Genomic DNA, 21,338 nt, shown 5'->3' on the forward strand with positions numbered 1-21,338 from the left:
GTCACCTACCGAAAGGGCCCTCCGTGTCCCCGACCCCCGCCCGCATCACCGCGGTCGACACCTACGACATCCGTTTCCCCACCTCGCGCGAGCTCGACGGCTCCGACGCGATGAACCCGGACCCCGACTACTCGGCCGCGTACCTCGTGCTGCGCACCGACGCCGCCGACGGGCACGAGGGGCACGGGTTCACCTTCACCATCGGGCGGGGCAACGAGGTCCAGGTCGCCGCGATCGAGGCGCTGCGCGGGCATGTCGTCGGCCGGTCCGTCGACGAGCTGTGCGCCGACCCGGGGACCCTGAACCGCGACCTGATCGGCGACAGCCAGCTGCGCTGGCTCGGCCCCGAGAAGGGCGTGATGCACATGGCGATCGGCGCGGTCATGAACGCCGTGTGGGACCTCGCCGCCAAACGGGCCGCCAAGCCCCTCTGGCAGCTCCTCGCCGACGCCGACCCCGAGTGGATCGTCCGGCAGATCGACTTCCGGTACCTCACCGACGCGCTCACACCCGAGGAGGCGCTGACGATCCTGCGCCAGGGGCGGGCGGGCTCGGCGGAGCGCGCAGCCCGGCTCCTGGAGCGCGGATACCCCGCCTACACCACCTCCGCGGGCTGGATCGGCTACGACGACGACAAGCTCACCCGGCTCGCCGCCGAGGCCGTCGCCGACGGCTTCCGGCAGATCAAGCTGAAGGTCGGCGCCGACCTGGAGGGCGACGTACGGCGCTGCCGCGTCGCCCGTGCGGTCGTCGGGCCGGACATCCGCATGGCGATCGACGCCAACCAGCGCTGGGACGTCGACGAGGCGATCCGCTGGACCAAGGCCCTCGCCGAGTTCGACCCGTACTGGATCGAGGAGCCCACCAGCCCCGACGACGTCCTCGGCCACGCCGCCATTCGCAAGGCCGTCGCCCCGGTGAAGGTGGCCACCGGCGAGCACGTGCAGAACAGGGTCGTCTTCAAGCAGCTCCTCCAGGCCGGTGCCCTCGACGTCCTCCAGATCGACGCGGCCCGCGTCGGCGGTGTCAACGAGAACCTCGCCATCCTGCTGCTCGCCGCCAAGTTCGGCGTGCCGGTCTGCCCGCACGCGGGCGGCGTCGGACTGTGCGAACTCGTCCAGCACCTGTCGATGTACGACTACGTGGCCGTCACCGGCACCACCGAGGACCGCGTCATCGAGTACGTCGACCATCTGCACGACCACTTCCTCGACCCGGTGGTGATCAGGGAAGGTCACTACACGGCACCCACCGCGCCCGGCTTCTCGGCCGCCATGCGACCCGAGTCGGTCGCGCGATACACATTCCCGGACGGCGCCTTCTGGGCTGCCGACCTCCAGACGCAGAAGAAGGGGCACGTGGCATGAGCGACTTCGAGGGTCTCAAGGCGCTGGTGACAGGAGGCGCCTCCGGCATCGGCCGGGCCACGGCCGAACTCCTCGCCGCGCGCGGCGCCCAGGTCGCCGTCCTCGACCTGGACCCGTCGTCCGTCGAGAAGCCGCTGCTCGCCTTCCGCGCCGACGTGAGCGACGACGCCTCGGTGCGTGAGGCCGTGGCGGCCGCCGTGGCCGACCTCGGCGGACTGGACGTGGTGGTCAACAACGCCGGTATCGGCGCCCAGGGCACCGTCGAGGACAACGACGACGCCGAGTGGCACCGGGTCATGGACGTCAACGTCGTCGGCATGGTCCGGGTGGCCCGCGCCGCCCTCCCGCACCTGCGCGCCTCCGCCCACGCGGCGATCGTCAACACCTGCTCCATCGCGGCCACCGCCGGGCTCCCGCAACGGGCGCTGTACAGCGCGACCAAGGGCGCCGTGTACTCCCTCACCCTCGCCATGGCCGCCGACCACGTCCGCGAGGGCATCCGCGTCAACTGCGTGAACCCCGGCACGGCCGACACCCCCTGGGTGGGCCGCCTGCTCGACGCCGCCTCCGACCCGGCCGCCGAGCGTGCCGCCCTGGAGGCCCGCCAGCCCACTGGCCGCCTCGTCTCGCCCGCCGAGGTCGCGGGCGCCATCGCCTATCTGGTGAGCCCGCTCTCCGGTGCCACGACCGGCACCGCGCTCGCCGTCGACGGCGGCATGCAGGGCCTGCGCCTGCGGCCGGTGAGCCAGTGAGACGGCTCGGCCGCAGCGGCGTCGAGGTCAGCGAACTCTCCTTCGGCGCCGCCGGTATCGGCAACCTCTACACCGAGGTCGGCGAGGAGCAGGCGTACGAGGCGGTGGACGCCGCCTGGCAGTGCGGCATCCGCTACTTCGACACCGCCCCGCACTACGGCCTCGGCCTGTCGGAACGCCGCCTGGGCGCGGCCCTGCGGGACCGCTCGCGCTCGGCGTACACGGTCTCCACGAAGGTGGGCCGTCTCCTGGAACCCGCCGACGGCCACGGTGACGACCTCGCGAACGGCTTCGCCGTACCGGCCACGCATCGTCGCGTCTGGGACTTCAGCGCCGACGGCGTACGACGCTCCTTGGAGGCCAGCCTCGAACGCCTCGGCCTCGACCGCTTCGACGTCGTCTATCTCCACGACCCCGACGACCACGCCGACCAGGCGTTCAGGGAGGGCTACCCGGCGCTGGAGAAGCTGCGCGGCGAAGGCGTGATCGGTGCGATCGGCGCGGGCATGAACCAGACCGAGATGCTCACGCGGTTCGTCCGGGACACGGACTTGGACGTGGTGCTGTGTGCCGGCCGCTACACACTGCTCGATCAGAGCGCGCTCACCGAACTGCTGCCTGCCGCCGTGGAGCGTGGTCCCTCGGTGGTGATCGGCGGCGCCTTCAACTCCGGTCTGCTGGCGGACCCGAAGCCCGGAGCGACCTACAACTACGCCGAGGCGCCGGGGAAGTTGCTGGACAAGGCCCTGCGTATGAAGGCGATTGCCGAGCGGCACGGCATCAGCCTGCGGGCCGCGGCCCTGGCCTTCTGTGCCGCCCATCCGGCTGTCGCGAGCGTCCTGGTGGGCGCGCGCTCAAAGAGCGAAGTCCACGACTGTGCCGATCAGTTCGAGACTGCCGTGCCTGCCGCGTTCTGGCAGGAACTGCGGGAAGCCGGTCTCCTGGTCGCGGAGGAACCCTCATGAGAGTCGCCCTGCACACCAAGGTCCGCGCGGACCGCGTCGCCGAGTACGAGGCCGCCCACCGCGAGGTCCCCGCCGAGCTCACCGACGCCATCCGTGCCGCCGGTGCCACCTCCTGGACGATCTGGCGCAGCGGCACCGACCTCCTCCACGTCCTGGAGTGCGAGGACTACGGCCGCCTGCTCGCCGAGCTGGAGAAACTGCCGGTCAATGTGGCCTGGCAGGCCCGCATGGCCGAGCTGCTGGACGTGGTGCACGACTACTCCGGCGAGGGCGCGGACGCCGGCCTGCCCGTCGTATGGGAGCTGCCGTGATCGTCGACGCCCACTTCCACGTCTGGGACCTGTCGGTACGGGACCAGGACTGGATCGACGAACACAGCCCGCTGCGACGGAACTTCACGATCAAGGACCTCACCCCCGAGGCCCGCGCGGCCGGAGTCGACCGCGCGGTCCTCGTCCAGACGATCACCGTGCCCGAGGAGACCCCGGAGTTCCTGGCTCTCGCGGCCGAGCACGAGCTGATCGCGGGGGTCGTCGGCTGGACGGACCTGATCCGTCCCGATGTCGCCGACGAGCTGGCCGGCCTGCGCGAACTCCCGGGCGGCGAGCACCTGAAGGGCATCCGGCACCAGGTGCAGGGCGAGCCGGATCCGCAGTGGCTGCTGCGTGCGGACGTACGGCGAGGACTGGCCGCCGTCGCCGACGCCGGGTTGGTCTACGACCTGGTCGTGCTGCCCCACCAGCTGCCGGCCTGCGTCAAGGCCGCCGCGGACCACCCCGGCCTCACCTTCGTCCTGGACCACCTGGGCAAACCGCCCATCGCCTCCGGCGCCCTCGAACCCTGGGAAACCGCCGTCCGCTCCCTGGCCGCCCTCGCCAACACCGTCTGCAAACTCTCCGGCATGGTCACCGAGGCCGACCTCGCCTCCTGGAGCGTCGAAGACCTGCGCCCGTACGCCGACGTGGTCCTGGACGCCTTCGGCCCGCAGCGACTCATGTTCGGCTCCGACTGGCCCGTGTGCACGCCGACGGCGCCGTACGGCGAGGTGGTGTCCGTGGCCCGGGAGTTGACCGCCGGTCTCGACGCGGCCGAGCGTGCGGAGGTCTTCGCGGGTACGGCTACCCGGGTGTACGCCCTTTGAGACCGTGACCGGGCCGACCATCGGGCCGGCGAGCACGGTCCTCGCCACCGTTCAGGAGCCTCAGCTCCGCTGAGCCACCCCCGCCAACCGCATAGGCGGCAGATACTCCCGCACATACGTGCGCTCCCAGCACGCGCCCGTCTCCCGCAGCTCACGCCAGGTCGTGTAGCGGTAGCGGAAGAGACGGGCGCGTACATAGCGGGGCGGGGCGTCCGGCGGGAACGGTGAGCGGCGCAGCAGCTTCAGCGTGTCGCGGTCGTTCTCCAGGAGCCGTTCCATCAGGGTGCCGAACCACGACCCGGCATAGGCGGGCGACAGCGCGGCGAACCACATCAGCCAGTCCAGCCGCAGATGGTACGGCGCGAACTGGCGCGGCCAGTGCCGGGGATCGCCCGGCTTGCCCTTGAACTCGTACTCCCGCCAGTCCGAGTCCTCGCGCGGTACGTCGTCGGCGGTGCCCTCGATCACCACCTCGTACCGGATCCGGCTGACGCTGCCGAACGCACCGTAGGTGTTGACCAGATGAAGCGGGTCGAAGGAGCGGTTCATGACCTGGCGGCGGGAGATCATGTTGGCGACCGGGTGGTAGCTCAGGAACAGGAGCAGCGTGGAGATCGCCAGGACCACCACCTCGTACCCCAGGGGTGCGTCCGGCACGGACGGCGGATCGCTCGGCCACTGCACCGCCGACAGGGCCAGCACGATGGTGATCCAGTTCAGCCAGGAGAAGTTGCCCGACAGGACCAGCCACAGCTGAGTGACGATCATCAGGGAGGCCGCGGCCGTCGCGATCGGCTGCGGGGTGAAGAGGAGGACGGGCACGACGAGCTGGGTGACGTGGTTGGCGGCCACCTCGACCCGGTGCAGCGGCTTCGGCAGATGGTGGAAGAACCAGCTCAGCGGGCCCGGCATCGGCTGGGTCTCGTGATGGTGGTCCAGGCAGGTCAGCTTCCGCCAGCAGGCGTCGCCGCGCATCTTGATCAGACCCGCGCCGAACTCGACGCGGAACAGGATCCAGCGCAGCAGGAACAGCACCACGATCGGCGGCGCCACCTCGTCGTTGCCCAGGAACACGGCGAGGAAGCCGACCTCCAGCAACAGGGACTCCCAGCCGAACGAGTACCAGGTCTGGCCGACGTTCACGATCGACAGATACAGCGCCCACGGGACCAGCCACAACAGCATGGCGCCCCACAGCGGCACCACGGAGTCCAGCCCGGCCAGCAGCGCCGCCGACACCGCGCACCCCGACCAGGCGCAGGCGGCGAAGAACCGGTCCGAGTAGTGCAGTTGGAAGACGCTCGGGGCGGCCTTGAAGGGCACCCGCGCGACGAAGTGCGGCACGGGCAGCATGCCGCGCTCTCCCATCAGCGCCCGGAACTGCAGGGCCGCCGTCAGGAACGCGACGAGGTACACGCCGGCCAGAGCCCGCTGGAAGACCAGCCGGCTCGTCCAGTAGTCCGGTGCGATGAACCACTCCATGGCCGTGCGCTCCTCTCCTCATTGTCGCGCCCGAGACCCAGGTGACTCTGCGTATACCACCTCTCCGCTTGCGTAACCCAAGCGAGTGAAGCAGACAATGGTTGCTAAATGCCCGATAACAGGCGGGAGTGCATGGTGCGGACACCCACCCGAACCATCGTCACGGCCTGCGCGCTCTCGGTGGCGCTCGCCATCGCCGGATGCGGCGGCGGCAGCGACAAGGACACCGAAGCAGGCTCGGACGTCTTCCTCCAGCCCGTCGCGGACCAGGGGCCGGATCCCTTCACCGGCTCCACGGCGACCTCGACCGTCACCCCGTCGCCGGTCACCCGAACGCCGAGGCCGGCACACTCGGGGCGGGCCGGGCTCCAGCCCCTGTCCGGCGAGACGCCAGGTCTGTACGCCGGTATCCGGGGCGCCGGCAGCTGTGATGTCCCGCGCCAGATCGATCAGCTCACCGCCGACCGGGCCAGAGGCCGTGTCTTCGCCCAGACCGCGGGCATCTCCCAGGCGTCGATCCCCGGCTATCTGCGCGGACTGACCTCGGTCGTGCTGCGCGCCGACACCCGGGTCACCAACCACGGGTTCCGCGACGGCATGGGGACGGGGTACCAGTCCGTCCTGCAGGCGGGCACCGCCGTCCTCGTCGACAGCCGCGGTGTGCCGCGTGTCCGCTGCGCCTGCGGCAACCCGCTCGCCCCGCCCGTCGACCCGCGGGGCAAAGCCGGCACCAGCGGCCGGGCCTGGCCCGGGTACCGCCCGAACCAGGTGATCGTGGTGGCCCCGACGACACAGGTGATCACCAACATCACGATCATCAACATCGCCGACAACACCTGGATCGAACGGCCCATCGGTCATCGCGGCCACGACCGCGACCATGCGGTACGGCCGCCGAAGCCGGTGACCCCGACCCTGACCCCGGTCCCACGCCCGCACGACAGCGCCTCCCTCGCCTCGCCCGGCGAGGGCAGCGCGTCCCCCTCGCACGAGTCGCCGACCGACTGCGTGACCCCGACGGTCACCGTCACCCCCGGCGCCACCGACAAGCCGCCGAAGAAGACGCGGGCGCCCGCGGCGGACAGGGCGGCCACCGCTCCCGCCGACTGCCCCTCGGCCACCGTCACGGCGTCGCCCCCGACGGCCGACCCCGGCCGAACGCCCGCGTCGCCGAAGTCCCCTGAGCCCTCGAAGTCCCCCGATGAGTCCAACCCCTCCAACCCCTCCAACCCCTCCGACTCCCGGACAGGATCGGACACCCCCGACGTGCCCGACAGCGGCGGGCTGGTCCCCGACGAGCCGTCCACCTCCGACAGCATCATCTTCGGCAGCCCCACCGACGTCTTCGACGGCTGACCGGCGCAGGGGCGACGTCCCGCCTGCCAAGCGCGGACGGTTCCGTCGCCCCAGTCGAAGATTCCGGCAAATCCTGGCAAGGTGGCCCCATGGTTGATCGGGGAGCGAGCGCCCTGTCACTCCCGGACGACTGGCCCGCCCACCCGGATCCGATCCTGGCGCTCAACCGCATGGGCAGTTTCGACTGGGACCTGGATACCGGTCTGTTCCACATGGACGCCCAGGCCTACGAGGTCTTCGACCTGCGCCCCGACGAATACGACGGACACCCCACGACCCTCGCGATCCGAGTGCCGCCCCCGGAGGCCTACCGGCTGGACGGCCTGGTCTCCCAGGCCATGAAGGACGGCAGCGAGAACTACGGCGCCTACTTCCGCATCCGCTGCCGCGACGGAACACTGCGCTGGACCCACACCCAGGGCTACATCCGCCGTGACGAGACGGGCCGCCCGCGCCGCATCATCGGCATCGTCCGCGACGCCACCGACGAACTCGCCGAGAGCGAGCAGCGGCGCGAGCAGGCGGCCGAGGACGAGGCCCGCCGACAGCAGACCAGCGTCGTCCAGCTCACCACGGCCGCCCTCGCGCACGCCCGCACGGTCCAGGACGTCATCGACGTCCTCAAGGACACCCACGGGCTGAGCAACCTCGGCGCCACCAGCCTGGTCATGGGACTGGTCGAGGCCGGCCGCATCCGGCTGGTCGCCGAGGGCCCCGCGGGCAGCTTCGTGCCCGGGACCCGGGTCACCCGGATCGACGAGCAGTACCCGATGAGCGAGGTCGTGCGGACCCTCAGCCCGCGCTTCATCGAGTCGCCGGAGGAGTTCGCCGAGCGCTACCCGATCCTGTGGCCGCACATCACCGACCTGAGCATCACGGCCGCCGCCTATCTGCCGCTGATCGCCCAGGCCCGGCCGATCGGCGCCATCGGCCTGCTCTACAGCGACCGCAACGGCTTCTCCACCGAGGACCGCAACGTGCTCGTCGCCCTCGGCAGCAGCATCGCGCAGAGCCTGCAGCGGGCCATGTTCTACGACCAGGAGAAGGACCTCGCCACCGGACTCCAGCAGGCCATGCTGCCGCGCACCATCCCCAGCGTGTCCGGCGCCGACGTCGCCGTCCGCTACCGCTCGGCCTCCCTCGGCCGGGACATCGGCGGCGACTGGTACGACCTGATCCCGTTGCCGGGCGGCCGGGTCGGCGCCGTCATCGGCGACGTCCAGGGACATGACACGCACGCCGCCGCCGTCATGGGCCAGCTGCGGATCGTCCTGCGCGCCTACGCCGCCGAGGGGCACACCCCGGCCACGGTGATGGCCCGCGCCTCCGTGTTCCTGCACGAGCTGGACACCGACCGCTTCGCGACCTGCCTGTACGCGGAGGCCGACCTGTCCACCGGAGTGGTGCAGGTGGTCCGGGCCGGCCACATCGACCCGCTGATCCGGGAGCCGGGCGGCGCCTGCCGTCGCGTCGCGGTCGAGGGCGGGCTGCCGCTCGGCCTGTCCGCGGAGTTCGGGCGGCTCGAATACCCGGTCGGCACCATCGAGCTGGATTCCGGCCACACCCTCCTGCTGTGCACCGACGGCCTGGTCGAACAGCCCGGCGCCGACCTGGACGACGGCATGCAGACCCTCACCGCGCTGATAGCCACCGGCCCGGACGACGTACGGGACCTGGCGGACCGGCTCATCGACGTGGCCGAGGAACGCGGCGGCGAGGACGACGTGGCCCTGCTCCTGCTGCGCCGTAGCGTCCTGGACGCCCCGCAGTCCGGCGGCCGCCTCCAGCAGCATGTCGCCCCCGGCGACCCCGAGGCCCTCACCGGAGCCCGGCACATGATCCGGGCCGCCGTGGGCGCCTGGAACGCCGCCGACCGGGCCGACGAGATCGAGCTGGTCGCCGACGAGCTGATCACCAACGCCCTGATGCACACCGAGGGCTCCGCCATCGTGACCCTGCGGGTCCTCAGCGGCTCCGAACGCCGGCTGCGCGTCGAGGTCGAGGACTCCTCCAGCGCCCTGCCACGCCGCCGCGAGGCGGGGGAGTCGGGCGTCTCCGGGCGCGGCCTGCTCCTCGTCGACCTGCTCACGGACGTGTGGGGCGTGGAGGCCCGGGGCGGCGGCAAGGCGGTGTGGTGCGAGTTCGTGGCGCCGGAGCGGCCATGAGCACCCTGCGCCGGCGAGGCGCGTGACCGGACCCGCCTGGCGCTGTCGGTCCCGGGTGGCACTCTGGACGTATGCCGGAACTGCCCGAGGTCGAAGCGCTCAAGGACTTCCTGACCGAGAACCTGGTCGGCCACGAGATCGTGCGCGTGCTGCCGGTCGCGATCAGCGTCCTCAAGACGTACGACCCGCCGGTCACGGCCGTCGAGGGCCACGAGGTCACCGCCGTGCACAGATACGGCAAGTTCCTCGACCTCGTCACGGCGGACGGCCCGCACCTGGTGACCCACCTGGCCCGCGCGGGCTGGCTGCACTGGAAGGACGAGCTCCCGAGCGGCATGCCCCGCCCCGGCAAGGGCCCGCTCGCCCTGCGCGTGGCCCTGGAGACCGGCGCCGGCTTCGACCTGACGGAGGCGGGCACCCAAAAGCGCCTCGCGGTGTACGTCGTCCAGGACTCGCAGCAGGTCGCGGGCGTGGCCCGGCTGGGCCCGGACCCGCTCGCCGACGACTTCGACGAGACGGCTCTGGCCGCCCTGCTGAAGGACGAACGCCGCCAGATCAAGGGCGCCCTGCGCGACCAGAGCCTCATCGCGGGGGTCGGCAACGCCTACAGCGACGAGATCCTGCACGCGGCGAAGATGTCCCCCTTCAAGCTGGCCTCCTCACTGACCCCGCAGGAGACGGCCACGCTCTACGACGCCCTGCGCACCACCCTCACCGAAGCGGTCGACCGTTCCCGAGGCCTCGCGGCCGGGCGCCTGAAGGCGGAGAAGAAGAGCGGCCTGCGCGTCCACGGCCGCACCGGCGAAGCGTGCCCGGTGTGCGGCGACACCATCCGCGAGGTCTCCTTCAGCGACTCCTCGCTCCAGTACTGCCCGACCTGCCAGACGGGCGGGAAACCGCTGGCCGACCGGAGGTTGTCGAGGCTGCTGAAGTAGGCCGGAGGAGGACAGTGCGTCGACGGCTCACCGGGGCTTGAGCGTCACCAGGTGTTCCCCGCCCGCCGTACGCACCTCGTAGCGCACGATCTCGTCGGTGTGCATCGCCGAGGCGCCCGTCATGGTGTTCTCACGGGCGTCGTGATGGGCGGCGGACCAGCTGGTCACCGTCTCCTCCGAGCCGTCCCGGCCGATGGCGACGAGGTGACAGGCGCGCGGACCCGCGCCGTCCTTCACCTTCAGTTCCACCTGAGTGCCGTAGGCCTCGTTCTCGGTCGTGACCTGCGCCCACACCCCCGACCGCGCGTCGGTCGCCTCGACGACCCGTACGGCCCCGGCGTCGCCGCTCGCCATCATCGCGATCCCGGGCCCGGCCAGGGCGATCACCACCGAGGCGGCCACGGCGTACAGCGTGCGGCGGCGCCGGGCGCGGTGGCGGGCCGCCACCGCTTCGAGCAGCCGGTTCAGCAGCTGCGGGCCCGGCTTGGCCATGGGGTGCACGAAAGGGGGCGTGGACCGCCGGTACAGCATCAACTGGCGGGTGATGGGCCCGAACTCGGTCACGTGTGCCGCGCAGCGGGGGCACTCCATGAGGTGGTCCTCGAAGCGGAACGCCTCCGCCTCGTTCAGCACGCCGAGCGCGTACGCGGCGACGTCGCGATGCCTCTCCAGGGACCTCATGCCGAATCCTCGTGCCGTTGGGTGTGGGGTGTGTTACTCCTTGCGCCCACTGGTACGCACCAGGCAGTCGAATCACTCAAGCCGCCCACAGAATCGCAACCAAAGGATTCGGAGCGGCCGGGGCCGAGGATTGGTCGGGGGAGAAAAGAACTTAAAAAAGGTGGATGGCGAGGTGCCCGAGCGGCAGCCCCAACTGCCACGCCGGGGTCCACACCTTCGGCCCCTCGTCCTCCCCGACCAGCGCACCGCCGCCCGGCACCGCGTTCAGATCGGGCGCGAGCAGCTCGGTCTCCTGCAGCCAGCGCCAGGCCGCCTCGGCCAGCTCCAGGTCGGGTGCGGGCCCGCCGGACTCGACCGCCTCGGCCGCGAGGCCCGCCATGCGCTCGCGCACCCAGTCCTGCCACGGCTGGTCGTACGCCGTCAGTGACATCCACGTCTCCAGCTGGGTGACGACCCGGATGCCGGAGAGCTCGCCGTCGGTGTCGGACAGGAAGATGGTCAGCGCCAGCGCATCGCGCCCGGCGCGGAACTCGAAGGACGTCGGCGGCATGAGATCGCCGGTCCGCAGCAGCTCGTCGGCGATGTACTCGGCGTACAACCACGCCATGGGGACGGTCAGTTCGCCGCCGCCGGTGCCGTCCGTGCTCTCTTGACCTCTGTGCAGCATCCCTTCCTGCCTTCCTCCGGTGCGTGCGCGTCGCCCGATCGCCCGATCGCCCGGGCCCCATCCGGAACACGGATGAGGACAGCCGATTACTCAACCGGGGTCCGCAGCAAGGCGCTTTACGGAGGTTTGACTAAGCCGTCGGTTTCACCGCAGGTCGGCCGCGTATCCCGGAAGCACCCTGCGCAGGGCGCGCAGCGCATAGTACGCGCGGGACTTCACCGTACCGGGCGGAATACCCAAGGTTTCCGCGGCCTCCGCAACACTCGCCCCTTGGAAGTACACGAGCACCAGAACTTCACGGTGCTCCGGAGTGAGTGTCTTCACAGCCTCGCGTACATCGAGCATCTCCGCCGCCCGCTCGGCGTGGTCGGAGATCACCCGCGCGTTCTCCAGGATCGCGTCCCCGACCTCCGGCGGCCGCGCCTGCCGGGCCCGCCGCGCGTCGATCGCGAGCCGCCGCCCGACGGTCAGCAGCCAGGGCCGTACGGAGTCGAAGTCGTCGGCGCGCAGGGCCTCGGGATGCTGCCAGGCGCGCACCAGCGTTTCCTGCACGAGGTCCTCAGCGCGCTGCCGGTCGCCGTCGCAGAGCCGGAGCAGGAGCGCGAAGAGGGGCCGGCCGTGCTCCCGCTGCAGTGCGGCGAGCTCGTGCTCGGCGGTCGTCGTCCCTTTGGTGAGGGTGGTTCCGGCCGTCATGGCCGTATGGCATCGCAGGCGGCCGTTGTGGGACAGAGCACACGCACGGATCTGCGGCGGACGGTCGATCGCGTCGGCGAACGGTACGACGAACGGTCCGTTCCGCCCAGCCGGGGCGCGCCGGACGGGCTAATGGAAGCCGCCGGATTGTTTGCGGGAGCGCCCCGTTTCATACGTATTGGTGGGTAATACGACCACACGGGGTGAGCTGATGATTGCACGCAGTCGACTCGTGGCCCTCGCTCTGACGGCCGCTCTCGCCGCGGGCGCCGCCTGCCAGGCCAACGAACACAAGGCGTCGGGGCAACCAGGTGCCTCCGCCAAGGGCCCCCGCGGCTTCACGCTCGTCGCGTCCGGCGACATCCTCCCGCACACGTCGGTCATCGACCGCGCGCGCTTCGACGCGCGTGGCTCCGGCTACGACTTCCGCCCGATGTTCTCCGGTGTCGAACCCGTCGTCTCCCGCGCCGATCTGGCGCTGTGCCATATGGAGACGGTCTACGGCGAGGACGGCCAGTACACCGGCTACCCGACCTTCAAGTCCCCGCCGGAGGTGGCCAAGGGTGTCGCCGCCACCGGCTACGACGGCTGCTCCACCGCCTCCGACCACAGCCTCGACGACGGCGCCGCCGGCATCCTGCGCACCCTGAACGCCCTCGACAAGGCGCGCGTACGGCACACGGGGACGGCGCGCACCGAGGGCGAGGCGCGCTCCGTGAGGGTGCTGCGCGCGGGCCCGGCCAAGGTCGCGCACCTCGCGTACACGTACGGCGTCAACGGCTTCCCACTGCCGCCCGGGCAGCCCTGGGCGGTCAACCTCATCGACGAGAACAAGATCCTGGCCGACGCCCGCGCCGCCCGGAAAGGGGGCGCCGACGTGGTCGTCGTGTCGCTGCACTGGGGCACCGAATGGCAGGACGCCCCCGACGACGTGCAGTTGACCCTCGCCCGCGACCTCACGGCCGCCCGCGCCGACGACCGCCCCGCCATCGACCTGATCCTCGGCACCCACGCCCATGTCCCGCAGGCGTACGAGAAGGTCAACGGGACCTGGGTGGTCTACGGCATGGGCGACCAGGTGGCCGGCGCGATGTACAACGATCAGGGCGTCCAGGACCCGCGCGGCAACCAGTCCACCCTCGGCCGCTTCACCTTCACCGAGCCCGACGAGCCCGGCGGCCGCTGGGAGGTGTCGAAGGCCGAGTTCATCCCGCAGCTGTTCGACATCGACGCCGGCCGGGTGATCAACCTCAACCGGGCGCTCGCCCAGGGCGCCGAACTGCGCGGTGTACGGGACCGGATCCGGGACATCGTGCTGAGCCGGGGTGCGGCCAAGGATGGGCTCACCATGGGGGAGTAGGTCAGTCCACGTCCACGTGGTCGAAGGTCTTCAGCATCTCCTTCAGTACGCGCATGCACGCCCGCAGCTCGGCTTCGGTCAGATCGCCGCCGACCTGCCGGTTCAGGGCGTGCTCGCGCGCGAGGATCGCGGTGATGACGGCCTCGCCCTCCTCCGTGATCCGGATCAGCGAGGACCGCTGGTGCGCGGGATTGGGGGTGGCCTCGACCCAGCCCCTGGCCACCGCGTCGTTGACCATCCGCTGTACGAACTGCCGGGTCAGCGTCATGACCCGGCCCATCTGGGGCACCGTCATGGGTCCGTACCTGTGCAGCAGTGTCAGCACGGAGCGCACGCCGACGGACACCCCCTCGATCTCCTCGCCCTGCTCGAGCTTGCGCAGGCCGCGCCGGTAGAGCGCGCCGATCAGGTCGAACACCTCGCTGATCCGGTGGCCGAGATCGTCGGGTGGCAGCGGTGCATCGGTGTCATTCACCCGGCCATCATGACACCTTGGTTGCCAAAATCGCCGAAGGATGACACCTTGGTTGTCATGACAGTTGCTTCGGAACTGAGCACCTTCGCCTCCACCGACGGCGACCTCGGCTACCTCGACACCGGATCCGGGGACCTGGTGGTCCTCCTGCACTCCGGGTACGTCGACCACCGGGTGTGGCACAACCAGATCCCGGCCCTCGCCGCCGAACACCGCGTGATCGCCCCGGACGTACGGGGCCACGGCTCCTCCGCCAACGCGACCCGGCCGTTCCGCTGGGCCGACGACCTGGCCGGCCTGCTGCGCCACCTCGACGCGGGGCCCGCGGTTCTCGTCGGCCTGTCGATGGGCGGGCTGATCGCCACCAACACCGTGCTGGAGTACCCGGAACTCGTCCGCGCGGTGGTCACCTGCGGTGCCGCGACCGGAGAGTTCCAGTACACGGACCCCTGGACCCGCGAGATCCAGGCCGGGATGGCGCGCACGCTGGCCGAAGGGGACCTAGAAGGCTGGCTCGGCTTCTTCGTGCAGGTCGTACCCGGCCCGTACCGGACCATCGACGACGTCGACCAGGACATCCTGCGCCTGGTGCGGGAGCTGGCCTGCGGCACACTCGCCAAGCACACGCCCGGCGAGAAGGACTGGCTCGTGCCTGTGACCGACACCTTCGCCCGGGCGTCGGAGATCGCCGTCCCCCTGCTCACCCTCAACGGCGGCCTGGAACCCGCCGACATGCTCGCCGCGGCCGAACGGCTCGCCGCCACCGTCCGCGACGGCCGAGCCGAGGTCGTCAGCGGCGTCGGCCACTACCCGAACCTGGAGAAGCCGGAGGTCTTCAACCGGATCCTGGCCGAGTTCCTGCACACTCTCTGACGCACCGTCACCCGGGGGCGGAGCAACTGAGATCGTTCGCCACCAACGAGTCCGGCGCGAGCCGCAGCCACACGGTCCCACGCCGCGCCGGATCACCGTGCAGAGAGCGCACGAAGCGCTCGTCCCACCGGCCTTCGTCCGCTCCCGGACAGCGGACGAGCTTGCGCCGCCCCCGCGAGGTCTACGCCACTACGGCACCACCGTCACCGGCCACCGCCCCGCCTTCACCAACCGCACCGCGACGGAACCCACGATCCGGTGCCCGGCCTGCTCCGAGGCGCCCACCACCACGGCGTCGGCCTTCAGGTCGTCGGCCGCCGTCACCAGGCCGTTGTAGGGGTCGCCGCGGAAGGTGTGGAACTCCCAGCGGACGTCGAATATCCCCTTGACCCGCTCGGTCGCGTCCCGGATCTGGGCGATCAGATCCTCGGCGATCTCGTCGGTGGCCTCCGCGACCGGCGCCCCGAGAGCCGCGCCCGCCGACATCACCGGCTGCACGTACACGACGGCGAGCAGCGCGTGCTGCCGTCGGGCGAGGCCACCGGCGTAGGCCGCCGCGCGCAGCGAGGAGTCGGAGCCGTCCACCCCGACCACGATGACCTTGGGCCCGTCCGTGCCCCGCTCGAACTGGTGCGAGTGCTGTTCCGTCACGGCACGGAGGCTATCGGAAGCCGCAGGTCCGGCCGCCGGGCGGGGCGCTCGACGGGCGAGGACGCCGAGGGCTTCCTACAGTCGGAACATGAGTGCCACCGTGGAGGCCGTCCCCGACAAGGACACCACGGGCCCGATACGGGCGCCCGGGAACGGCCTCCTCAGCAGGGCGCCGGAGGGTTTCGCGACCTTCTTCGGCGCCCTGGGACTGCTGTGCGTCCTGCTGGTCCTCGTCCCACCGCTGCGCACCGCGCTCCGCCCAAGAATAGGGGCACTCGCGGAACGGACCGCGTCCCGCGACCACCGAAGGACTGCCCTCGCTGGCGGCACTCGGCCTCGACGGAGGGGACGAGGCCGGGGCGGCCGGGCCGGATGCGGGCCTGCCCGAGCAGGTCCGCATCCGGCACCACACCCTCGACCGGCTGCGCGCCGACGGCATCGACCCCTACCCGGTGGGCGTCCCGGCCCGCACCCACGTCCTCGCCGACGTCGGAGCGGGCGAGCAGGTCACCGTCGCCGGCCGGATCATGCTCGTGCGCGACTTCGGCGGCCTCGTCTTCGCCGTGCTGCGCGACTGGTCCGGCGACCACCAACTCGCCCTCACCCGCAAGGACACCGGCGCCGCCCTCGACCGCTTCACCGCCGACACCGACATCGGCGACCTCATCACCGCCACCGGACTGGCCGGCGTCAGCGACAAGGGCGAGCCGACCGTCTTCGTCACCTCCTGGCAGCTGCTGGGCAAGTGCCTGCGACCCCTGCCCGACAAACGCCGCGGCCTCGCCGACCCCGAGGCGAAGGTCCGCATGCGCTACCTCGACCTGGTCTCCAGCCCCGCCGCCCGCGACGTGGTCCGCGCCCGCTCCACCGCCGTCCAGGCCCTGCGCCAGGGCCTGTTGGAGCGCGGCTTCCTCGAGGTCGAGACGCCGATGCTGCAACAGATCCACGGCGGCGCCAACGCCCGCCCTGGGCGCGATCTCCGAGGTGCTGGGGGAGGAGATCGACGCCGACACGGAGCTGCTCAGGCTGCACCGGTACTGCGACCGCACGGGCGTGCCGTACACGGCCGACGACGGCCATGGCGACGTCGTCCTGGAGATGTACGAGCGGCTCGTCGAGGAGCAGACCCGGCTTCCTACCTTCTACAAGGACTTCCCCACCGACGTCTCCCCGCTCACCCGCCGGCACCGGGGGGACCCGAGGCTCGCCGAGCGCTGGGACCTCGTCGCCTTCGGCACCGAACTCGGCACCGCCTACTCCGAGCTCACCGACCCCGTCGAACAGCGCGGCCGCCTCACCGCCCAGTCCCTGCTCGCCGCCGACGGGGACCCCGAGGCGAGGGAACTCGATGAGGACTTCCTCGACGCCCTCGAGTACGCCATGCCGCCCACCGGCGGCCTCGGTATCGGCGTCGACCGACTGGTCATGTTCCTCACCGGCCTGACGATCCGTGACACCCGGCCCTTCCCGCTGGTGCGACGCCGCTGAAACCCCGTCACAGGACCGCGGCCGCCGCCACCGGGGTGGTCCGGTCGGGCGTTTTCCTGCCGCCGTCCCGGTGCCGGCGTGGTGCGTCGGTCGCTCACCGGGCGACTGATGATTCATGACGAAGGATCAGTCGCTCACAGGTCTGCTCACGCGACGCCGCGCGCTGCTCGCCGGTGCCGCCGCCGTCGGAGCCGCCGGCACCGCCGGACTGTTCGCGACGGTCACGGGCGAGAAGCCGATCCGGCCCGCCCCCGCCGCGGGCCCGCAGACACACCGCGCGCTCAAGCCCTCCGCCTACCGCCTGGAGCCCCTGACGGGTTACGGCCCGCCCCGCGCGGCGCCCCGCCGGGTCCTCGTACGGCGCCGGCCGTTCCTGCGCGTCTCGGGACGGGGCCGCACCATCGTGCTGACCTTCGACGACGGACCCGACCCCCGCTACACGCCGCACATCCTGGACACCCTGCGCGAGTACGACGTCCGCGCGATGTTCTTCGTGTGCGGCGAGATGGTCGCCGACAACAAGGAGCTCGTGGCGCGGATGGCCGACGAGGGCCACGTCGTCGGCAACCACACCTGGTCCCACCCGCTGCTCACCCGCCTCAGCCGCGGCCGGATCCGCGCCGAGATGGAGCGCACCTGCGATGTCGTCGAGGAGACGTACGGCGAACGCCCCGCCTGGTTCCGCGCGCCCTACGGTGCCTGGAACCGCGCGACCTTCCAACTCGGCGCCGAGCTGGGCATGGAACCGCTGGCCTGGACCATCGACACCCTCGACTGGACCACCCCCGGCACCGGCACGATCATCCACCGGGTGGCGAACGGCGCCGCCCCCGGCGTCGTGGTGCTCTCGCACGACGCCGGGGGCGACCGCTCCCAGAGTGTCCGCGCCCTGCGCGCCTATCTGCCGCGGCTGCTGGACTCCGGCTATTTCGTCACCGTCCCGGAACGGAAATACCGCTGACGGCTCCCGACCGCCCGGCCGGGGAAATCTCAGCGGACCTCGACCAGGCTGGCGAAAGCGACGACATTCCCGTCATAGCCGGTCTGCTTGGAGAAACCGCCGCCACAGGTGATGACCCGCAATTCGGCACTCCCCTTGGAAGCGTAGACCCGGTCGCCGGGGAAATCGTTCTTCTGGAACACCTCGATGCCGTAGACCTCGAAAACGGCCGTCTTTCCGTCCTGCCGGACGACTTCGACGCGATTTCCTTTCTGCAGGCCCCCGAGAGCGTAGAACACGGCGGGTCCCTGATTGTTGTCGACATGTCCGACGACCACCGCCGTGCCCTTCTCACCGGGGGAGACGGAGCCGGTGAACCAACCCGCCAGATTCGGGTCCTCCGGCGGCGGCGCGCCGACCCAGCCGTCCACATCCAGACCGACCGGGATCACCGGCGCGTCCACCTGGATCCCGGGGATCCTGACCCGGTCCGGCAGGGCATACGGCAGCGGCTGCACGGCCCTGGCGAAGATGCCGCCGGGCACCTGACGGTCCGCCGCGGCCGCCGTCGCGGGCTGCGGCGGACCCACGTCGAACTCCCCCGAACCATTGCGAATGAGTGCGAGGCCGGTGAGCAGAACAAGCGCTATCACGCCCCAAGGAGCGCGCTTCTTCCTGCGCTCCTCCTCTTCGGCCAGTTCGGCCAGTTCGGACGCAGACATTCGACTTCCCCTCTCGACGCGGCCGTCGCCACGTCATTCGCGCATACGAGAACGCTAAGTCCCGCGCGCGCAACCGGCGACGGGGCGGATACGAACGGGTGGCCCGACTCCCTTCGGTGCGCCATCCGAGTTGCCTCCGGCAGGAAAATTCTGACGGTCCGTGACCTGCGGCAATATCCGATTGTGGGCCTATGGGGCGGCGCATCCTCTCACCAGGACGGACCATCGCCGAAATGCGGCCCGGGGCACGGCATCTGAGGGTCTTTCTGGGAGGTGCTTTCTCGCCGATCGACCGGGGACGGTTCCCGGGGCGCCTTCCGCGGAGGAACCATGCGTACTACTCGTGCCCTGGCGGCCGCTGCCACCGCGGTCGCCGCTCTCGGACTCGCCGCCCCGGCGGCCGCCGCTCGGGACGGCATGATCGGCCCGAGCAACATCGTCGCTCTGCCCAGTGTCATCGCACGCGGCGGGCAGCTGACCATCACCGTCGACGGCTGCCCGCAAGGCGGCACCGCGACCTCGGATGCCTTCCGGCCCACGCAGTTGACCCCGGTCGGCGGCAGCACGGCCAAGGGCACCGCGACCATCGACAGAAACGCGAGGCCGGGTGCGCACAGCATCACGGTCACCTGCACAGGCGCCGGCCGCCCCCTGACCAATCCGAACGCCTTCACCGTCATCGGCGGCGTCCGCGGCGGTCTCGGCGGCAGCAGCTCCACGGGCGCGACGCCGACCGACATGGCCATCGGAGGTGGGCTCATCGCCTTGGCCGTCGTCGGTGGCGGGGTGTTCTGGATGCGCCGACGGTCCGAGAAGCGGGTCTGAGCTGCTGCCCGTGGAGACATGCCGCACGTTCATCACAGACCTTCGCCCCGGCCCCCTCCAAGGGGGACCGGGGCGAAGGTCTGTGCGGGCGGGTGACTGACGGTGTCAGGCGTCGTCCTCACCGGTGCGGCCGCGGGAGAGGTGGTAGGCCGTCCCGAGCGAGGCCGCGATGAGCGCGGCGCCCAGGCCGATCTCCTTCAGGTCCAGCCCGGCCAAGCTGCCGCCCTCACCGGCGTGCACGCCTCGCTGCGGGTGAGGGCGCACCGGCGCGGGCCGGCCGCCGGCGATGGTGAGATCGACGCTCTGCCAGAAGGTGCCGCAGTAGAACGACACCTCGTACACGCCACCCGGTCTGGCGTCCCAGTCCACCGTGGCCCTGGTCGTCGTCCGTCCTTTGGGGATGGTGACCGTGTCGAAGACCCCCGACGCGACGGCCACGCTCTGGTCGCAGCCGGTTGCGCGCAGCTTGACCTGGCCACCGGGCTCGACGGTGCTGGGCAGTACGTTGACCCAGAAACCTGAGGCGTCGCCCTGCGCATGGGCGGCGGGGCCGGTCATGGCGAGGGCGCTCACGCCCAGCAGCGCGGCCGAAGCGATGCGTATCGCGCGCATGGTGTTTCCTCCGGGTCCCCGAGGAGCAGCCGCGGACTTGTTCCGCTTGCGCCGGAAATGCACCTCGATGATCGGAACGCTAGGAAGACGCGCACACCCGCGCGATCGGTGTCGTACGAATGGGTCAAGGGTGTGGGCCGCTCAGGGGACGGCGTTCCCGCGACCGGGGGACGGCAGCGGCATGGCTGCCGCACAACGAGTGCCGGTGCCGCCTCTCGCCGCGTCCCCCGGCGGGCCGTCGGTCTGTCAGCCCTTGATGTGCGGGAAGAGGTCGAGGAACGGCTCCGCCGACGCCGTGACACCACGACTGTACGGAGCGTCGAAGTCCCAGATGAGGAAGAGCAGGAAGGCGATCAGCGCCGAGAACAGCCCGGCGACGACCAGCTCGCGGGGCGTGCGCCGGATCTGCAGGGCGAACACCATCCCGATGGTGACGATGCCGCCGGCGATCAGCCCGAACCACACCACGCCCGGCATGGTCTCCCCGGTCGAGCTCGCGCGGGCGTTGCGCGCCTCGTCGGCGGCGGTCACCTGATCGACGAGCGGCTGGTAGGCCTGCGCCTCGAAGTCCGTCCTCGGCTCGTAGTCGGTGACGTCCTCGCGGAGGCGCTGCAGAAGCTCGGTGCCGCGTGCGGTGACCTGACCGTCCTCGCTCATCCTCTTCCACTCGGTGGTGACGACGTGTCCGACATAGGCGTTGACATCGTCCCGAATACGGTCGCGGACGTCGGCCGGATAGACCCGGACGCGTTCCGAGATCTCGTGCAGCGCCACGGCCTCGGCCTGGACGTGGTCCTCGGCGGCGCTGCGGCCCTCCCACACGCCGGCGATGGCCAGGCCCAGGACGATGGCGTACACCACACCGATCCACATCGTCATGTACTCGATGACGTCCGGGGTCTCGGAGGGATCCTCGTCCTCGGGGGCCGTGCGGTGCCGTACGAGCGTGATGAGGACCACCACGGAGCAGGCGGCCAGCATCGCGAGGGTGAGAACAAGCCATTCCGGCAACAGAAGCCTCCAGGGTCAGCGCGCACGCAGCGCGGCGACGGCGACGATCGCGGGCGCCGCGATGAGCAGGACGAAGGTGAGGGGCGACGGGGCGTCGTGCGCCGGCCGCCGGTGCGGCGTGGCGCGGTGGGGCGGGTAGTGCACCGGGGCCATGGACGGACTCGGGGTGGGTTCGGC

General features: G+C 71.1%; 21 protein-coding genes and 1 pseudogene. 13 read left to right on the forward strand and 9 right to left on the reverse strand.

All coding sequences use genetic code 11. From position 1 onward, the window contains the following. Positions 1 to 23 precede the first annotated feature (23 nt). From ADL12_RS41875 to ADL12_RS41895, 5 genes are read left to right on the forward strand one after another with little or no spacing between them, the layout of a single operon-like run. Positions 24 to 1,367 carry an L-fuconate dehydratase gene (locus tag ADL12_RS41875; protein ID WP_062713311.1) on the forward strand — a complete coding sequence of 448 codons (1,344 nt, stop codon included), beginning with the start codon at positions 24 to 26 and terminating at the stop codon, positions 1,365 to 1,367. Next, positions 1,364 to 2,119 carry an SDR family NAD(P)-dependent oxidoreductase gene (locus ADL12_RS41880; RefSeq protein ID WP_062713313.1) on the forward strand — a complete coding sequence of 252 codons (756 nt, stop codon included), beginning with the start codon at positions 1,364 to 1,366 and terminating at the stop codon, positions 2,117 to 2,119. Before ADL12_RS41875 ends, ADL12_RS41880 begins: the two co-directional genes overlap by 4 nt. Further along, positions 2,116 to 3,084, forward strand: a complete 969-nt coding sequence (locus ADL12_RS41885) for an aldo/keto reductase (RefSeq protein ID WP_062713314.1) — start codon at positions 2,116 to 2,118, stop codon at positions 3,082 to 3,084. The genes ADL12_RS41880 and ADL12_RS41885 overlap by 4 nt, the downstream gene beginning before the upstream one ends. After that, on the forward strand, positions 3,081 to 3,395 hold the full coding sequence (locus ADL12_RS41890; RefSeq protein WP_062713316.1) for an L-rhamnose mutarotase: 315 nt from the start codon (positions 3,081 to 3,083) through the stop codon (positions 3,393 to 3,395). Before ADL12_RS41885 ends, ADL12_RS41890 begins: the two co-directional genes overlap by 4 nt. Further along, positions 3,392 to 4,225, forward strand: a complete 834-nt coding sequence (locus tag ADL12_RS41895) for an amidohydrolase family protein (RefSeq protein WP_062713318.1) — start codon at positions 3,392 to 3,394, stop codon at positions 4,223 to 4,225. The genes ADL12_RS41890 and ADL12_RS41895 overlap by 4 nt, the downstream gene beginning before the upstream one ends. A gap of 60 nt (positions 4,226 to 4,285) precedes the next feature. Here ADL12_RS41895 and ADL12_RS41900 read toward each other — a convergent pair whose 3' ends face one another. Beyond that, positions 4,286 to 5,707 (reverse strand): lipase maturation factor family protein, encoded by a 1,422-nt coding sequence (locus tag ADL12_RS41900; RefSeq protein ID WP_062713320.1) that lies wholly within the window; start codon positions 5,705 to 5,707, stop codon positions 4,286 to 4,288. A gap of 108 nt (positions 5,708 to 5,815) precedes the next feature. Here ADL12_RS41900 and ADL12_RS41905 point away from each other — a divergent pair, with 108 nt between their 5' ends. The 3 genes from ADL12_RS41905 to ADL12_RS41915 all read left to right on the forward strand — a co-directional run bounded on the left by ADL12_RS41905 (position 5,816) and on the right by ADL12_RS41915 (position 10,163). After that, on the forward strand, positions 5,816 to 7,063 hold the full coding sequence (locus ADL12_RS41905; RefSeq protein WP_244188253.1) for a DUF6777 domain-containing protein: 1,248 nt from the start codon (positions 5,816 to 5,818) through the stop codon (positions 7,061 to 7,063). An 89-nt stretch (positions 7,064 to 7,152) separates the two neighbouring features. Further along, positions 7,153 to 9,228, forward strand: a complete 2,076-nt coding sequence (locus tag ADL12_RS41910) for a SpoIIE family protein phosphatase (protein WP_062713322.1) — start codon at positions 7,153 to 7,155, stop codon at positions 9,226 to 9,228. Between the two features lie 71 nt (positions 9,229 to 9,299). Further along, positions 9,300 to 10,163: an Fpg/Nei family DNA glycosylase gene (locus tag ADL12_RS41915; RefSeq protein ID WP_062713324.1), complete on the forward strand. Its 864-nt coding sequence runs from the start codon at positions 9,300 to 9,302 to the stop codon at positions 10,161 to 10,163. Positions 10,164 to 10,190: 27 nt separating this feature from the next. Here ADL12_RS41915 and ADL12_RS41920 read toward each other — a convergent pair whose 3' ends face one another. The 3 genes from ADL12_RS41920 to ADL12_RS41930 form a co-directional block, all read right to left on the reverse strand. Further along, entirely contained in the window at positions 10,191 to 10,844 is a 654-nt protein-coding gene (locus tag ADL12_RS41920; RefSeq protein ID WP_062713325.1) for a zf-HC2 domain-containing protein, read from the reverse strand. A gap of 151 nt (positions 10,845 to 10,995) precedes the next feature. Further along, the gene (locus ADL12_RS41925; protein WP_062713326.1) at positions 10,996 to 11,511 is read right to left on the reverse strand and encodes a hypothetical protein; all 516 of its coding nucleotides are present in this window, start codon (positions 11,509 to 11,511) and stop codon (positions 10,996 to 10,998) included. 144 nt (positions 11,512 to 11,655) lie between these two features. Beyond that, positions 11,656 to 12,204, reverse strand: coding sequence for a sigma-70 family RNA polymerase sigma factor (locus tag ADL12_RS41930; RefSeq protein ID WP_062713328.1), 549 nt, complete (start codon positions 12,202 to 12,204; stop codon positions 11,656 to 11,658). Between the two features lie 211 nt (positions 12,205 to 12,415). On the opposite strand from ADL12_RS41930, the gene ADL12_RS41935 reads away from it, so the two are divergent. Next, a complete protein-coding gene (locus ADL12_RS41935) occupies positions 12,416 to 13,564 on the forward strand; it encodes a CapA family protein (RefSeq protein WP_062713330.1) in 1,149 nt (382 codons plus the stop codon). 1 nt (position 13,565) lies between these two features. On the opposite strand, the gene ADL12_RS41940 is transcribed toward ADL12_RS41935, so the two are convergent. Next, positions 13,566 to 14,039, reverse strand: a complete 474-nt coding sequence (locus ADL12_RS41940; protein ID WP_062713332.1) for a MarR family winged helix-turn-helix transcriptional regulator — start codon at positions 14,037 to 14,039, stop codon at positions 13,566 to 13,568. A gap of 57 nt (positions 14,040 to 14,096) precedes the next feature. Between ADL12_RS41940 and ADL12_RS41945 the strand changes: the two genes are divergently transcribed. Beyond that, positions 14,097 to 14,912, forward strand: coding sequence for an alpha/beta fold hydrolase (locus ADL12_RS41945; protein WP_062713334.1), 816 nt, complete (start codon positions 14,097 to 14,099; stop codon positions 14,910 to 14,912). Positions 14,913 to 15,101: 189 nt separating this feature from the next. Here the strand turns inward: ADL12_RS41945 and ADL12_RS41950 are convergent, their stop codons facing one another. Further along, positions 15,102 to 15,563 carry a universal stress protein gene (locus ADL12_RS41950; protein ID WP_062713336.1) on the reverse strand — a complete coding sequence of 154 codons (462 nt, stop codon included), beginning with the start codon at positions 15,561 to 15,563 and terminating at the stop codon, positions 15,102 to 15,104. A 269-nt stretch (positions 15,564 to 15,832) separates the two neighbouring features. On the opposite strand from ADL12_RS41950, the pseudogene ADL12_RS51915 reads away from it, so the two are divergent. Together ADL12_RS51915 and ADL12_RS41965 are read left to right on the forward strand one after the other, a co-directional pair. Further along, positions 15,833 to 17,051, forward strand: a pseudogene (locus ADL12_RS51915) (amino acid--tRNA ligase-related protein); the annotation flags it as partial. A 115-nt stretch (positions 17,052 to 17,166) separates the two neighbouring features. Further along, entirely contained in the window at positions 17,167 to 18,012 is an 846-nt protein-coding gene (locus ADL12_RS41965) for a polysaccharide deacetylase family protein (RefSeq protein ID WP_062713341.1), read from the forward strand. Between the two features lie 29 nt (positions 18,013 to 18,041). Here the strand turns inward: ADL12_RS41965 and ADL12_RS41970 are convergent, their stop codons facing one another. After that, entirely contained in the window at positions 18,042 to 18,713 is a 672-nt protein-coding gene (locus ADL12_RS41970; protein ID WP_062713342.1) for a class F sortase, read from the reverse strand. 330 nt (positions 18,714 to 19,043) lie between these two features. On the opposite strand from ADL12_RS41970, the gene ADL12_RS41975 reads away from it, so the two are divergent. After that, the gene (locus tag ADL12_RS41975) at positions 19,044 to 19,538 is read left to right on the forward strand and encodes a hypothetical protein (RefSeq protein WP_062713343.1); all 495 of its coding nucleotides are present in this window, start codon (positions 19,044 to 19,046) and stop codon (positions 19,536 to 19,538) included. A gap of 105 nt (positions 19,539 to 19,643) precedes the next feature. Here ADL12_RS41975 and ADL12_RS41980 read toward each other — a convergent pair whose 3' ends face one another. Continuing rightward, positions 19,644 to 20,150, reverse strand: coding sequence for a hypothetical protein (locus ADL12_RS41980; protein ID WP_062713344.1), 507 nt, complete (start codon positions 20,148 to 20,150; stop codon positions 19,644 to 19,646). A gap of 246 nt (positions 20,151 to 20,396) precedes the next feature. Beyond that, entirely contained in the window at positions 20,397 to 21,161 is a 765-nt protein-coding gene (locus ADL12_RS41985; protein ID WP_062713345.1) for a bestrophin-like domain, read from the reverse strand. Positions 21,162 to 21,338: the final 177 nt, after the last annotated feature.

The organism is Streptomyces regalis (assembly GCF_001509475.1).
GTDB lineage: Bacteria > Actinomycetota > Actinomycetes > Streptomycetales > Streptomycetaceae > Streptomyces > Streptomyces regalis.